The 13,452-nt window shown below is 62.1% G+C and carries 11 protein-coding genes, 4 tRNA genes and 1 pseudogene; 7 read left to right on the top strand and 9 right to left on the bottom strand.

Annotated features, from left to right (window positions below; all coding sequences use genetic code 11):
• Positions 1–8 precede the first annotated feature (8 nt).
• On the top strand, positions 9–2,099 hold the full coding sequence (locus ACO06R_RS14525) for an acetate--CoA ligase family protein (protein WP_421851350.1): 2,091 nt from the start codon (positions 9–11) through the stop codon (positions 2,097–2,099).
• A 51-nt stretch (positions 2,100–2,150) separates the two neighbouring features.
• Positions 2,151–2,226 (top strand) — tRNA-Lys (locus tag ACO06R_RS14520).
• A gap of 480 nt (positions 2,227–2,706) precedes the next feature.
• Here ACO06R_RS14520 and ACO06R_RS14515 read toward each other — a convergent pair.
• From ACO06R_RS14515 to ACO06R_RS14505, 3 genes and pseudogenes are all read right to left on the bottom strand, one after another.
• Positions 2,707–2,782 (bottom strand) — tRNA-Glu (locus ACO06R_RS14515).
• 214 nt (positions 2,783–2,996) lie between these two features.
• Positions 2,997–3,389, bottom strand: a pseudogene (locus ACO06R_RS14510) (YcbK family protein); the annotation flags it as partial.
• An 889-nt stretch (positions 3,390–4,278) separates the two neighbouring features.
• On the bottom strand, positions 4,279–4,719 hold the full coding sequence (locus ACO06R_RS14505; protein ID WP_421851347.1) for a VOC family protein: 441 nt from the start codon (positions 4,717–4,719) through the stop codon (positions 4,279–4,281).
• Positions 4,720–4,910: 191 nt separating this feature from the next.
• Between ACO06R_RS14505 and ACO06R_RS14500 the strand changes: the two genes are divergently transcribed.
• The 5 genes from ACO06R_RS14500 (at position 4,911) to ACO06R_RS14480 (ending at position 6,712) form a co-directional block, all read left to right on the top strand.
• Positions 4,911–5,489: a cold-shock protein gene (locus tag ACO06R_RS14500; protein ID WP_421851344.1), complete on the top strand. Its 579-nt coding sequence runs from the start codon at positions 4,911–4,913 to the stop codon at positions 5,487–5,489.
• A 32-nt stretch (positions 5,490–5,521) separates the two neighbouring features.
• Positions 5,522–6,025, top strand: coding sequence for a DUF192 domain-containing protein (locus ACO06R_RS14495; RefSeq protein ID WP_421851341.1), 504 nt, complete (start codon positions 5,522–5,524; stop codon positions 6,023–6,025).
• A gap of 133 nt (positions 6,026–6,158) precedes the next feature.
• Positions 6,159–6,235, top strand: a tRNA-Pro gene (locus ACO06R_RS14490).
• 34 nt (positions 6,236–6,269) lie between these two features.
• On the top strand, positions 6,270–6,575 hold the full coding sequence (locus ACO06R_RS14485) for an ETC complex I subunit (RefSeq protein WP_421851338.1): 306 nt from the start codon (positions 6,270–6,272) through the stop codon (positions 6,573–6,575).
• Between the two features lie 60 nt (positions 6,576–6,635).
• Positions 6,636–6,712, top strand: a tRNA-Arg gene (locus tag ACO06R_RS14480).
• A gap of 7 nt (positions 6,713–6,719) precedes the next feature.
• On the opposite strand, the gene iolB is transcribed toward ACO06R_RS14480, so the two are convergent.
• The 6 genes from iolB to ACO06R_RS14450 all read right to left on the bottom strand — a co-directional run bounded on the left by iolB (position 6,720) and on the right by ACO06R_RS14450 (position 13,397).
• Entirely contained in the window at positions 6,720–7,517 is a 798-nt protein-coding gene (gene iolB, locus ACO06R_RS14475; RefSeq protein ID WP_421851335.1) for a 5-deoxy-glucuronate isomerase, read from the bottom strand.
• 4 nt (positions 7,518–7,521) lie between these two features.
• Positions 7,522–7,737 (bottom strand): DUF3329 domain-containing protein, encoded by a 216-nt coding sequence (locus ACO06R_RS14470; RefSeq protein ID WP_421851332.1) that lies wholly within the window; start codon positions 7,735–7,737, stop codon positions 7,522–7,524.
• Between the two features lie 10 nt (positions 7,738–7,747).
• Positions 7,748–8,650, bottom strand: coding sequence for a myo-inosose-2 dehydratase (iolE, locus tag ACO06R_RS14465; RefSeq protein WP_421851329.1), 903 nt, complete (start codon positions 8,648–8,650; stop codon positions 7,748–7,750).
• Between the two features lie 10 nt (positions 8,651–8,660).
• Positions 8,661–10,493: a 3D-(3,5/4)-trihydroxycyclohexane-1,2-dione acylhydrolase (decyclizing) gene (iolD, locus tag ACO06R_RS14460; protein WP_421851326.1), complete on the bottom strand. Its 1,833-nt coding sequence runs from the start codon at positions 10,491–10,493 to the stop codon at positions 8,661–8,663.
• A 15-nt stretch (positions 10,494–10,508) separates the two neighbouring features.
• Positions 10,509–12,434, bottom strand: a complete 1,926-nt coding sequence (locus ACO06R_RS14455) for a bifunctional 5-dehydro-2-deoxygluconokinase/5-dehydro-2-deoxyphosphogluconate aldolase (protein WP_421851323.1) — start codon at positions 12,432–12,434, stop codon at positions 10,509–10,511.
• 93 nt (positions 12,435–12,527) lie between these two features.
• Positions 12,528–13,397, bottom strand: a complete 870-nt coding sequence (locus tag ACO06R_RS14450; protein ID WP_421851320.1) for a MurR/RpiR family transcriptional regulator — start codon at positions 13,395–13,397, stop codon at positions 12,528–12,530.
• Positions 13,398–13,452: the final 55 nt, after the last annotated feature.

Below are 13,452 nucleotides of genomic sequence, written 5' to 3'. Positions count from 1 at the left end.
ACCGGAAAGTGAAGAACGACCTTAAGGCGCTCACCGCGCCGTCTGCTGTCGCCCTGATTGGTGCCTCCGACAACATCGGCAAGCTCACGGCGCGTCCGCTCGTATTCATGAATCGGCATGGATTTGTAGGCAAGGTGTATCCGGTGAACCCGGTGCGCGAAACGGTTCAGGGTTTGAAGGCGTATCCCAGCGTCGAGGCAATTCCGGACCAGGTCGATCATGCATACATACTCCTGGGTACCGAAGATGTGATCGGCGCGGTCGAGGACTGTGCGCGGGCCGGTGTCCGGGTCGTTTCGGTTCTCGCTAATGGTTTTGCCGACGCCGGACCCGAGGGGGCAGCCCGCCAGGAACGACTGGTCGAGGTGGCGCGCGACGCCGGCATCATGTTGATCGGTCCCAACTCGACCGGCGTGATCGATACACGAAGCGGGTTTTCCTGTACGACAAACGCCGCTTTTCGCGCCGACACCCTGGGGAAGGGCCGTCTGGCGGTGATCTCGCAAAGCGGTAGCCTGATCGGGGCGCTGTATTCGCGCGGACGAGCGAGAGGCGTCGAATTCGCCACGCTGATCTCGGCTGGCAACGAAGCCGGCTGCGGCGTGGGCGAACTGGGCGCGACGCTCCTTGACGATGACGGTATCGACGGGTTCGTGCTGTTCATGGAAACTGTCCGGAACCCGGAAGCGCTTGCCGACTTCGCCCGCCGTGCGCATGCCGCCGGAAAATGCATTGTGGCTTACATGCTCGGCGAATCCGATGAGGGCAAGGCGCTGGCCGTGTCACATACCGGTGCGTTGACCGGCAGCGCCGAAGCGGTGAAGGCCTTTCTGTCCTCCATCGGCATTGCGACCGTCAACCAATTTGAAGCCCTTTTTGAGGCACCGGCCGCGCTGGCTAGAAAACCGCGCCTTTCAGGTCGACCGAAACAGGCTACCGTGGTCTCGACCACGGGCGGCGGTGGCGCCATGGTCATCGACCAGCTCAGCCTGCGCGGCGTCGAGATCGCCGCCTGCAGCACAGCGGCGCGCGAGGCCCTGACAGCGAAAAAAATTCCGCTTGGCCACGGCAAGTTGGTCGATGTCACGATGGCCGGCACCAACTACGATACCATGAAGGCGGTTGTCGCCAGGCTGATCGCCGATCCCGAAACCGGCGTGCTGGTCGTCGCGATCGGGTCTTCGGCCCAGTTCAACCCCGAACTGGCGGTCACGCCGATCGTCGATGCGGTGGCCGAAGGCGGGGACGATGCCGCGCCGGTCTTTGCATTCCCGATCCCGCATGCCGAAGATTCCATCAGGATGCTGGAAGCAGGCGGCGTACCCGCATTCCGGTCGGTGGAAGCGTGCGCCGACACGATTGCCTTGCTGGTCAACGGTCCCGCGCCGCAGCCCGGAGTCAGCGTCGATATTCCCATCGAGGCGAGAGTTTTGGTCGAGCGGGCCGGTAACGGAATGCTGAACGAAGTGGACTCAGGAGCTGTTTTCGCCACCCTTGGTGTTACCAAACCGAATCAGGTGGTTCTGCCACCCGACGAAACAGCACCGGAAACGGGCGACCTGCAATTTCCGTTGGTCGCCAAGCTTGTATCCGGCGATTTGCCGCACAAGACCGAAGCAGGAGCGATCCGAATCGGGATAAAGGACGCCGCCGAACTCGCCAATGCAATTGCCGACATGCGCAACACGGTCTCGGAATTGAAGCCCGATGCGCGGATCGAGGGCGTCCTCGTACAGGAGATGTGCAGCGGCCTCGGCGAGGCGTTGATCGGCTTGACGCGCGATCCGCTGGTTGGACCGGTTGTGACGGTGGCCGCCGGCGGCGTGATGACTGAGATCTACAAGGACATAGCCGTGCGTCCTGCCCCTGTTTCCTTGGAGACGGCAAGAGAGATGATCTCCGAGGTCAAGGGGTTCGCCTTGCTGCGCGGCTACCGCGGAAAGCCGAAGGGTGACACCGGCGCATTGGCGGCGGCGATTGCCGCGGTTTCGTCACTGGCCGGCCTCGATACGGTCGCCGAAGCCGAAATCAATCCGCTGCTGGTTCGCCGTGAGGGCGAGGGGATTGTCCTTCTCGACGGGCTGATCCGCAAGCGGTGAGCGGCAAACGGGGCGTTCCAGTGTGTGAAAGGTTAGATAGTCCGCCTTCGCGGGTGTGTAGCTCAGAAGGTAAAGCAGCTGACTCTTGATCAGCGGGTCCATGGTTCGAGCCCGTGCACACCCACCAAAATCCTTGTCTTGCGCCCCTAGAACTGAGCCAGAGTAGGCCATTTTTTTGTGCGCAAGACACCTTTGCCATCCGACTGGCAACTCCAGCGTCGCATCGCCGCCGCACTCTGAAACCGTCCACAATTCACCGCCTTGATCGCCATCGACATCCGATGGTTCGGCGATGCACGGCTGATATGCTTTCCGCAAACTGTTGGTCCCGAATCGGCCAACAGAGCCTTTCGGTGATTCAGGGGCGATTTCCAGCTTGGAATGCAGTCTCTGTTTGGAGGCTGACCTGCTAACCCGCCGAAACCACGACGCTATCCGACGGCGAAACTGGAGATGGCGTTCTCATGAGGGTGGTTGGCTGGGGAACCTGGGTTCGAACCGCAACTCGCAAATCTCCAACTCGGGTACAAAGGGTAGTCTTACTAAGCCGATACTGGACATTTGTTGGACACCAAGGTCCGAGAAGAATGTAGCTTGTTCAAAACTCTGGCACGCCCAACGGGACTCGAACCCGTGTTTCCGCCGTGAAAGGGCGGCGTCCTAGACCGCTAGACGATGGGCGCGTGTCAGGTTGCGCGTCTATAAAAACATTCGCGCCGGATCGCAAGCCCCGACGCCGCCTCAGGCGAAGTTTTTTCATGCTTCTGTTGTTATTGATAAATCCGGTCCTGGGACGGTGACAGTGGCCAATTCCGCGCGCCAGACGGAACCACTTGTTCCCGGTACCAATCGAACGCCGGGCGTGTGGAGTGCCATGCATGGAGAACCGATTTTTCACTAGCGCTTGCGCTTGCGGCAACGCCAGTTCCAATCGCGCTCGGGGCCGATATCCACATGCACCGACTGGGTGTGACAATAAGTGCCGACGCCGCCGCGACCCGGCATGGATCGCACGAAGGTGGCAAGTTCGTGCTTGCTCACGCCCTCAATCTGGATGTCAGCCGCCGAGCAGTACATGTGCAGCGAGTTTTTGGAGCCGCGCGTCTTCTTGTTTTTCGTCGGGCTGCGGTAGCCGGATGTGATCACGACCTTCTCGCCGTAATGCCGCTCGATTTGCTTGAGTACACGCACCAGTGCCGGCTTCAGGCATTGGACATCCACGCGGTCGTGTTGCACGTTCAACCCGTGCGGTACGACACGGGCTAGGCCCGCGGCTGACGCAACCTGTACCGGCTTCTGGCCGGATTGGCCGGCGTTACGAACGCTGTTTGGGCGCGCGCGCCTGCGGTCGACAAGACTGCCGGTAGCCGAAGCGGCGACAATTGGCCGTTGATCGCCACGCTTGGGATCGATCCGGACAACAGGACCATGAAAACGGGACGATACCGGAGAGGCGTTTGTCGGCATCCGTGCTGCGGTCCTGCGGTCGGCATTGTTGCCGAACAGGGCGAGCAGGTTCCGGTTGCGAGTCGGCTCGCTTGCAGCTGCGGTAGGCTGCGGTTGGGCGACAGGCGTTGGCTGAGGGGCCACCGTATCAATGCGCGCTGTTGCCGCATCGATCGTGCCGGGCACGGGGATCGTTTCGCCTTCAACGTCGAAGTAGCGCGGACCTGAATCTGCCGGTACCGCGCTTGCCACGGTGAGCGGGTCGGGGCGCAGCGTTTCATCGACCGGTTCACCTGGAACCGGAACTGCCGCTTCCGGGGACTGAGGGGTGTTCGCAGCAACGACCGGTTGTCTCGGCACGGATGCGCCTCCGGCGGCCTGCAATTCTTGGGCGGGACGTGGCGCAGGCAGCGGTTGAGCGCCGCTCTGTCGCATAGCTTCCGCCTGCTGGGCAGCGGTCAGCGAGAATGTCGATTCTATTGCGGATCCGACACATCCGGACAGGGTCGTGGCGGCGAGCGCCAGCACAGCCCAACGTGCCGTAATGCGGCCAAATTGATTCGCGCCAGAGACTATCAACGGATCGCCTTTTCCCCTGGCCGGTTGCCAGTTCAACCGTCCACCTAGCCCCACATGGTAAACAAACGATTATACGCTGCAGGCGAGCGTAAACCGACGCTGATCGAGCGTCAATTCGGCAGGATTAGTGATTTTGTTTCAATCGGTTAAGCGCTCACCAAGTACCGGTGTTGGGCATCGATAGCCATGGTTCCTGTGGCGGCAGGGCGTCGCCGTCCTGCAGTAACTCGATGGAAATACCGTCCGGTGACTTGATGAATGCCATATTGCCGTCGCGCGGCGGACGGTTGATCGTGACGCCGCTGTCGCGCAATCGACCGCAGAGTTCGTAGATGTCGTCGACGATATAGGCGAGGTGGCCAAAGTTGCGTCCGCCTGAATATTCCTCGGGATCCCAGTTGTGTGTGAGCTCGACCAACGGAGCGAATTCGGCCTGGGCACGCTGCTTGTCGCCCGGAGCAGCGAGGAAGATCAGGGTGAACCGGCCGGCTTCATTATCGATCCGGCGAACTTCCACCATACCCAGTTTGTTGCAGTAGAAATCGAGCGACGCATCGACATCGGTGACGCGAACCATGGTGTGCAGATAGCGCATGGGAATCTCCTTCGTTGGCGAGTCATAGCGCTCCGTTACGGCATGACAAGACCTCAAAAGCGCGAAAACAAACCTTGCGTGAACCTTAACGAGATGTGCAAAACCCAAGATGTACCTTGTGGCCATTCCGCTTCTCAATGTTATCCTCGGGGTGAGAATCAGTTCCGTGTTTATTGGAAAAAGCGTGCGCAATGGCGGACAAGGGGTCATCGACGGAGAAGGCGGGTCTGGGCACCCCGCTATCGCAAGAAACGGATGTTCTTGAGGTCTCCGGTTCGATCAAGTGGTTTGACGTTTCCAAAGGCTTCGGTTTCATCGTACCCGATGAAGCCGGACTTGGCGACGTCATGCTGCATGTGACCTGCCTCAGGCGGGATGGTTTCCAGACCGCATTGGAAGGCGCGCGCATCGTATGCCAGGCCAAGCAGGGCGACCGAGGTTTGCAGGCGTTTCATGTCGTGTCGATGGACAACTCGACAGCCGTGCATCCGGGCGAAAGTGAACAGAAAACCCACGTGCATGTTACGCCGTCGAGCGGCTTGGAACGGGTGATCGTCAAGTGGTTCAACCGGACCAAAGGGTTCGGTTTCGTCACGCGCGGCGAGGGAACGGAAGACATTTTCGTGCACATGGAGACGCTGCGGCGTTTTGGCCTGACCGAGCTGCGGGCCGGGCAGGTGGTGATTGTCCGGTTCGGGCATGGCGAAAAGGGTCTCATGGCCGCCGAAATCTACCCGGATCTGGGCACACAATTGCCTTCTTCCCATTGATCATGCCACGCTGAATCAAGCGGCGGTGGGACATGAAACGGTTTCAACATTTGCATCTGGTCTTTGCCGGGGTCCTCGCGGTCCTCGTCATCGGGGCGCTGACGACGATCCGTGCGCAGGAGCAGGCATCGGAACCGATGCTGCTCGACCTGCACCCCGAACCGCTCAAACTGATGCGCGGCGACGACCTCATCGCAGAGTTCGATCTGGAAATCGCCGACGATGCGGATGAACGTTCGCGCGGGCTGATGTTCCGCGAAGAATTCCCGCCGAACCGGGCAATGCTGTTCGTGTTCGAGGATGAAAAACCGGTTAGCTTCTGGATGCGCAATACGCCGCGGCCGCTCGATATCGTCTTCGTGGCGGCCGATGGGGAGATCCGCTCGATCGCGCGCGACACCGAACCGTTTTCCGAGGCGCCGATTCCGTCGGGAGCGCCGGTGCGGTATGCACTGGAGGTCAATGCCGGGATCGTGAACTACCTCAAAGTCGATCTGGGCGACCGGCTGTCGCATCCAGCAATTACCGCGGATTGACTAGCGGAATGCAGCGTGCGCGGCGGTCAGCGGAACCGATGCTGTAATCGAATGCGCTCTGCTTTGATTGCCTACTTGCAGTCAGCCGTAGCATCGGATACGGATCGCGCGGAATGTCCCGGTTTTCGGGGATCGGAGCGTAGCGCAGCCTGGTAGCGCATCTGGTTTGGGACCAGAGGGTCGCAGGTTCGAATCCTGCCGCTCCGACCAACCGCCGGAAACCGTCAAGAATGGAGACGAGACGGTGTCAGCACGCATCTACAGCCCGGCAAAAACGGCGATGCAATCGGGCAAAGCGAAAACCGGTTACTGGGTGCTGGAATTCAACCGCGAGACCGCGCGTACAGTCGAGCCGCTGATGGGATACACCTCCTCGGCAGAGCCATTGGCGCAGGTCCGTCTGAAGTTCGAAAGTCGCGACGATGCTGTCGCCTATGCGCGCAAGCACGGCATTGCCGTCAGTGTCGAAGAGCCGAAGGAAAGCAAGCGCCGGCGGATTTCCTATTCGGACAATTTCAAGTTCGACCGCAAGACGCCCTGGACGCACTGATCCGCGCGGTTCGTGCCGGCGCTTGACCATTGCCGCCGCCGCGGCCAAATAAACCCCGACGGACCCGTAGCTCAGCTGGATAGAGCAGGTGACTTCTAATCATCAGGTCGCAGGTTCGAATCCTGCCGGGTTCGCCATGGTCTCTCAGGTCCCAAACAGCCACTCATGTTCCGGGGCGTTGTGGAACTTCCATGTCCGCTTCGGGCCGGCCATGACGTTCAAATAGTAGAGGTCGTAGCCGTGGCAGGCCGCGCAGGGATGATAACCCCTGGGTACCAGCACCACGTCGCCGTCCTCCACCGCCATCGCTTCGTCGAGTGAGCGGTCGTCGGTGTAGACCCGCTGAAAGGCGAAGCCCTGCGGCGGATCGAGCCGGTGGTAATAGGTTTCTTCCAGCAGCGATTCATGTGGCAGGTTGTCAGTGTCGTGCTTGTGCGGCGGGTAGGACGAGGTGTGGCCGCCCGGCGTGATCACCTCGACGACGAGCAGCGAATCCGCCGGCTGGTCTTCGGGCAGGATATTGGTGACGTAGCGCGTGTTCGTACCCTTGCCGCGTGTCTCCTTCGACAGGTTTTCGGGTCGGATGGCGCGAGCCGGGCGCGCGCCGGGCGTGCCGGGCGCCGAGCAGACCGCAAGTTCAAGATCGGTCTCGGCGGTGACGCTCCAATCCAAGCCGGCTGGCACATAAAGCGCCGCCGGTTCGCCTTCGAAGGGCGACGTGCGGCCGCCCAGCGATCCGAAATCCGCGCCCCCGGCTATGGCCGATCCCTTGCCGGTCACCCAGACGAGGCAAACCTCGCGGTTGCCGGTTTCAGCCGTCACCATTTCTCCGGGCGAAAGCCTGTGCATGTCGAAGCCGACATGGGTCCATCCGGCCGATTGCGGGGTCACATGCGATACGCGGCCCTTTTCGCCTTCGGGTCTGACAAGCAGGTTCAGCATGGCGCTACTCCATTTTTCCCGCATCGGAATCCGGTTCACCCGGATCATAGGCGACAAAGAGATTGTAGAAGGCAAAAGCGGCGATACCGCCGATCAGCATGCCCCAGAACGGCGATCCGATGGCGAATTCGAAAACGGACCACGCCGCCGAGAAGCCGACAATGGCGATCCGCCGCCAAAGTGGGCGGTAGAACGGATTGTCGAAATCGAAGAACTTCATTGCATGATTCCTAGCTCGCAATGTCCAGCCCGGTCGACCGCGCCATTTCCTTGAGCGCCGCGAAACCGAGCGACTGGTACTCGAACGGGTCGCGCCGATCGGGATCCTGCTCCGCCTCAATGACCAGCCAGCCGTCATAGCCGTGCTCGGCGGCTATCTTCAAGACCGGTTCGAACGCGACTTCTCCCTCAGGGTCGCCGGGAACCGTGAAGACGCCACGACGTACGCCCTCGAGAAACGAAAGCCGCTCGTCCCAAACCTGGTTACGGATGACGGGGCGAACGTTCTTGCAGTGTATGTGGCCGATGCGATCCATGTAGGCGCGGGCCAGTTCCGCTGGGTCGGAGCCGCCGAAGAGGGCGTGGCCGGTATCCAGCAACAGCCGCGTTGCGGGGCCGGTCACGTCCATGAAGCGTTCGATTTCCCGGCGCGTCTCGACGATCGTGCCCATGTGATGATGATACACGATGTCAATGCCCTGGCTGGCGGTCCATTCGCCGAGCGCCTCCATGGCGTCGCCGAAAGCCTGCCAGCGCGCCGGGTCGAGCACCGGCTTGTCGGCAAGCGCCACTGCGTCATTGCCATGGATCGCGTTCGATGTCTCGGCGACAACACAGACCTTGCAGTCGTTGGCTTTCAGCATGTCGAGATGCGGCTGCATGGCGATTTTCTCAGCCTCGACACTGCGCTCCAGCAGTTCGGTCGAATACCAGCCGGAGACGAAGACAAGACCGTGCGCGGCCAGCACCTTCTTCAGCGCATCGCCGTCATTGGGCATCTTGTGCCCCTTCTCGATACCGTCGAAGCCGATTCGGGCGGTGTCCGAGAGACACTCTTCGAGGCTGATATGGGCGCCGAGCGTCTGATCGTCGTCATTCGACCAGGCAATCGGATTGGTGCCGTAGCGGATCATGATCAGGCTCCTAATCGGCACGCTGGGCGCGGCGTTGCCGGTCGTAGGCCTCGCGTGCCGCGCGGACCTGTGGCCGGGGAGAAACTTCAGGCACCGCGACATCCCACCAGTGACCGCCGGCCTCGGTCGACGGGTAGGGGTCGGTGTCGATGACGATGACGCTCGGCTCGGCCGTGTCGCGGGCGCGCGCCAGGGCGTTCTCCAATTCGGCAATGGTCGATACCTTCGCCGCGTCCGCTCCCATCGAAGCGGCATGGGCGGCGAAGTCGATATGCGACGGATTCGCGTGAACAGCGTGGTCGAGCAGATTGTTGAACTGTTCGCCGCCGGTCGCCATCTGCAACCGGTTGATGCAGCCAAAGCCACGGTTGTCGGTAACCACGACGGTAATCTTGACGCCCATCATCACGGCGGTCGCCAGTTCCGAATTGGCCATCATGTAGGAGCCGTCGCCGACCATGACGATCACGTCGCGATCCGGTTCGGCGAGCTTGATGCCGAGGCCGCCGGCGATCTCGTATCCCATGCAGGAGTAGCCGTATTCCATGTGGTAGGACATCGGCCGCCCGGCCTTCCAGAGCTTGTGCAACTCGCCCGGCATCGTGCCGGCGGCACACATGACGACCGTGTTGTCGCGGGCGGCGCGTTGCACTGCGCCGATTACCTGCATGTCGGTCGGAAGCGCGTTATCGTCGGGCGCCGGCGCGGCGGTCACCGCGTCGGCGGCGGCGAACCAGTCCGCCTTCAGGTTTTCCGCAGGCGGCGCTGCCCGATAACCGTTCAGTTCATCGGCCAGTTGCTCGAGCGCAATGCGCGTATCGGCGATCAACGGAATGGCTGCATGCTTGTGTCCGTCATAGGCCTGAATGTTGATCGCGAGGATCTTGCGGTCGGGATCCTTGAACAGCGCCCATGAACCGGTGGTGAAATCCTGGAACCGGGTGCCGACGCCGATCACGAGATCGGCCGTTTCGGCGACCGTATTGGCGCTCGACGCGCCGGTGACACCGACCGGTCCCATATTGAGCGGATGATCCCAGGGCAGTGCGGACTTGCCGGCCTGGGTCTCGGTGACGGGAATTCCGGTCACCTCGACGAAGCTGCGTAACGCGTCGCAAGCGCCGGAGTAGTGGACGCCGCCGCCGGCGACGATCATCGGGCGACTGGCTGCACGGATTGCGTCAACCGCGGCGGCGAGTTCGCGCATGTCGGGCGCCGGCCGGCGTTGATGCCAGACCCGGTTTTCGAAGAAACTTGCCGGATAATCGTATGCCTCTGTCTGCACGTCCTGGCAGAAGGCGAGCGTCACCGGCCCGCAGTCCGCCGGATCGGTCATGGTGCGTATTGCGCGCGGCAGTGCGGCCAACAGTTGCTCAGGGCGGGTGATGCGGTCGAAGTAGCGGCTGACCGGCCGGAAACAATCATTGGCCGAGACCGTGCCATCGGAAAAACTCTCAACCTGCTGCAGCACCGGGTCGGGGCCGCGCCCCGCGAATACATCGCCCGGCAGGAGCAACACCGGAAGCCGGTTGACATGCGCGAGTGCCGCAGCGGTGACCATGTTGGTCGCGCCTGGCCCTATTGACGACGTCACCGCCATTGCCCGGCGGCGGCGGTTCTGCTTGGCGAAGGCGATAGCCGCATGCGCCATCGTCTGTTCGTTGTGGCCGCGCCAAGTGGGAAAACTGTCACGCACGCCATGCAACGCTTCGCCGAGGCCGGCGACATTGCCGTGGCCGAAGATCGCCCAGCATCCGGCGATGAACGGATCGCCGTCCTCATTATACTGGTTGGAAAGATACCGCACCATGGCCTGTGCGGCTGTCAGCCTGATGGTTTCCATCGTGCCCTTCCTCGGTTATCGCACCTGCGCCCGGGCGCTTGCCGCGTCCCAGACGGCGCAAAGCGCAGCGTAGCGTTCGACCATCGATGCAACGGCCTCGCGGTCGGTTGTATTGCCTGCAAGCCACGCCTTTGCGACATCGGCGAAGATGGTGCGGCCAACGGCGAAGCCCTTGACCAGTTCGTGGCGGGCCGCACATTCGAAGCTGTCGGCAAGCTCCTCTGCGGGTGCTTCGAGACCGAGTACGACAATACCGCGCGTGTGGGCGTCGTATTTCTCGACCGCCGCGCATGCGTTCGCCCATGCGGTATCGGTTTTCATCGGCTCCAGCTTCCACCAGTCGGGATAGACGCCGATCTTGTAGAAACGCTCGATCAGATCTGCGGTCGTGCTGTCGTCGACCGGGCCGATCTTCGACGGGATCACCTCCAGCAAGGTTTCGAGACGGTTGCGGCGTGCGGCCGCGAACAGCCTCTTGACCGTCGCTTCCTGTTGCCGGCGAAGCTCCTCGTCGTCGTCGGGATGGCAGTGGCAAAGCACCTTGACGACGTGCTCGACAGGCCACTCGCCAATGCCGCCAAGATCCTCGCCGAGCTCAGCCTCCAATGAGAGCGGCCTCGACCCGGGCAACTCGGCCGGGCGGCCGATCCAAAGCCCGCTGCCGGCTGCCGCATGGAGCGCGTCGCTCCCAAGCCGGTTGTCGCAAAGGATACCGTAGCCCTCCCGGCCATCCGCGACGGTCAATGCGGCATCGAGGCAGAGCTTCTTGAACATGCCAATCCGGCCATGGTCCGCGCCCGCCGCATCGGCCATCTCCTCGAACTGCAAACGGTGATCAAAGGCGAACACGCGCATGACGGGCCATGCGCCGCTGCGGTTGGTCGACCAGTGGATCTGTTCCAGTTCGCGGTCATGGCGAAGGGCAGGGGTCTTGATGCCGCGCTGCAGGAAAAAACGCAGTTCTTCCCATGACGGGTAGGCCGGCGTGCAGCCGTGACGCGAGACGGCGAAGGCACCGCAGGCATTGGCGTATTTCAGCGCAGTCGGCCAGTCTTCGCCGGTCAGCCAGCCGCGCAGCAGGCCGCTCATGAAACCGTCGCCTGCACCGAGTACATTGAACACCTCGATCGGAAAACCCGGTCCGGTTTCGCCCGCGTCGAGATCGTCCGGTATGCTGCCGTCAAAGGCAACGGCGCCCATCGGGCCGCGCTTGCAGACCAGGGTCGCTGATGAAACAGCACGCACGGCGCGCAATGCGGAGACCGTATCGGTCGAGCCGCCTGCAATGTGGAACTCTTCCTCGGTGCCGACGATCAGGTCGAACATGTGCAGGGTCGATTGCAGCTTCGCGGTAACCTGATCGGACGCGATGAAGCGGCTTTCACCGGCACCGTGTCCGGCCAGCCCCCAGAGATTGGGCCGGTAATCGATATCGAGCGCGGTCTTCTTGCCGCCGTCGCGGGCGAGGCGAAGCGCCTTCAACACGGCGGCCTCGGTCTGCGGATTGGAAAGATGCGTTCCCGTCACGCAGACCGCTCGCGCCCTGGCAATGAATGCGGGATCGATGTCATCCTCGCAGAGTGCCATATCGGCGCAGTTCTCACGGTAGAAGATCAGCGGAAAGCTCTCACGGTCGCGTATGCCGAGCAGCACAAGCGCCGTTAGCCGCTGCGGATCCGTGACCACACCCGATGTCTCGACGCCCTCGCGCTGCAGTTGCTCGACGATGAAGCGCCCCATATGCTCGTTGCCGACGCGTGTGATCAGCGCCGAGCGAAGGCCGAGCCGCGCGCAACCGGCGGCGATATTGGTCGGCGAGCCGCCGAGATACTTGGCAAACGAAGCCATGTCTTCAAGGCGGCCGCCGATCTGTTCGCCATACAAGTCGACGGACGACCGTCCGATGGTAATGACATCGAGTTCGTTGTCGGTTTCAGACATTACATCCCTCCGGGGCGGCAGCCGGGATGTCCGTGCCGCCATTGCGCACGCAAGGTTCATTTCTGGCGCCGGGGCGGATTGCACAACCTGTCATCAGCGGACCTGAAAGCGGCGGCGTTCGGCGACTGCCACCGGCAACGCCGACGCCATCGCGATACCCGCGGAAAGCGAACGGAAGCCGGCAAAGTCGCTCTCGGCGATTTCGATCCAGTGATCCGCGCAGGCCGCCAGGGGCGAAAGCGCGGAATCGGTGATCGCGACAATCGGCACCTGCATGTCGGCGAGCTTGCGCGCCTGTTCCACGGAAGCAGGTGCGTAGGGCGCGAAACTGCATGCAATCGCCGCGTCGGCGCGCGTCGCCATCTGCACCAGTTCCAAATCGGTCCCGTTGGCGGTGTCGACCGTCACGGCGCGGATGTTCAGCTTGCCGAATGCGTAGGACATGTGAGCGGCCATCGGATAGGCGCGACGCTTGGCGATCAGGTAGATCGTTTCGGCTTCGGCCAGGATGCTGACGCAACGCCCGAATTCGACCGGGCTTATGGCGTTCGATAGACTGTCGATGGAACGCCTTGCTGCGTTGAGAAAGCCGTTCAGCAACGCGTCCTCGTGGGAGTCGCCCGCGGTTCCCTGTTCCAGTCGGAGCAGGCGTTCCTCGTAGTTGGATGACCGGTCCTTCAGGCGGTCGCGAAAGACCGACTGGAAGTCCGAGAAGCCCTCGAAACCAAGATGGTGGGCCAATCGAACCAGTGTCGAAGGCTGGACACCCGACGCGCTCGCAATGCTCGCTGCAGTTTCGAGCGCGATCTCATCTGGATGGGCGAGCGCATGCCGGGCTGCCTGCGCGAGCCGTTTCGGCAGGCTGTCCTGGGTTGCGGCGATCCGTTCGCGCAATGCGTCGTAGCTGCGCGGCGCTTCCGGGACCGCCGCTTCCGACACGATGCCATTTGCTTCTTCGTTCATCGAAACTCCATTACACGAATGGAACATGCATTCCATTTGTGGTTCGAACCCGGTG

It is taken from the genome of Oricola sp., assembly GCF_965230365.1.
In the GTDB taxonomy this organism is placed as follows: domain Bacteria; phylum Pseudomonadota; class Alphaproteobacteria; order Rhizobiales; family Rhizobiaceae; genus Oricola.
Note: the sequence above shows the minus strand (reverse complement) of the source record. Positions and strands in the feature narration are given on the sequence as shown.

Bases quoted from the DNA above. Each gene is read 5' to 3' on its own strand.
- iolE (WP_421851329.1), bottom strand. From the start codon at position 8,650: ATGATCCGCTACGGCACCAATCCGATTGCCTGGTCGAATGACGACGAT.
- ACO06R_RS14470 (WP_421851332.1), bottom strand. From the start codon at position 7,737: ATGAAGTTCTTCGATTTCGACAATCCGTTCTACCGCCCACTTTGGCGG.
- iolB (WP_421851335.1), bottom strand. From the start codon at position 7,517: ATGCTGAACCTGCTTGTCAGACCCGAAGGCGAAAAGGGCCGCGTATCG.
- ACO06R_RS14505 (WP_421851347.1), bottom strand. From the start codon at position 4,719: ATGCGCTATCTGCACACCATGGTTCGCGTCACCGATGTCGATGCGTCG.
- ACO06R_RS14500 (WP_421851344.1), top strand. From the start codon at position 4,911: ATGGCGGACAAGGGGTCATCGACGGAGAAGGCGGGTCTGGGCACCCCG.
- ACO06R_RS14455 (WP_421851323.1), bottom strand. From the start codon at position 12,434: ATGTCTGAAACCGACAACGAACTCGATGTCATTACCATCGGACGGTCG.
- ACO06R_RS14495 (WP_421851341.1), top strand. From the start codon at position 5,522: ATGAAACGGTTTCAACATTTGCATCTGGTCTTTGCCGGGGTCCTCGCG.
- iolD (WP_421851326.1), bottom strand. From the start codon at position 10,493: ATGGAAACCATCAGGCTGACAGCCGCACAGGCCATGGTGCGGTATCTT.
- ACO06R_RS14450 (WP_421851320.1), bottom strand. From the start codon at position 13,397: ATGAACGAAGAAGCAAATGGCATCGTGTCGGAAGCGGCGGTCCCGGAA.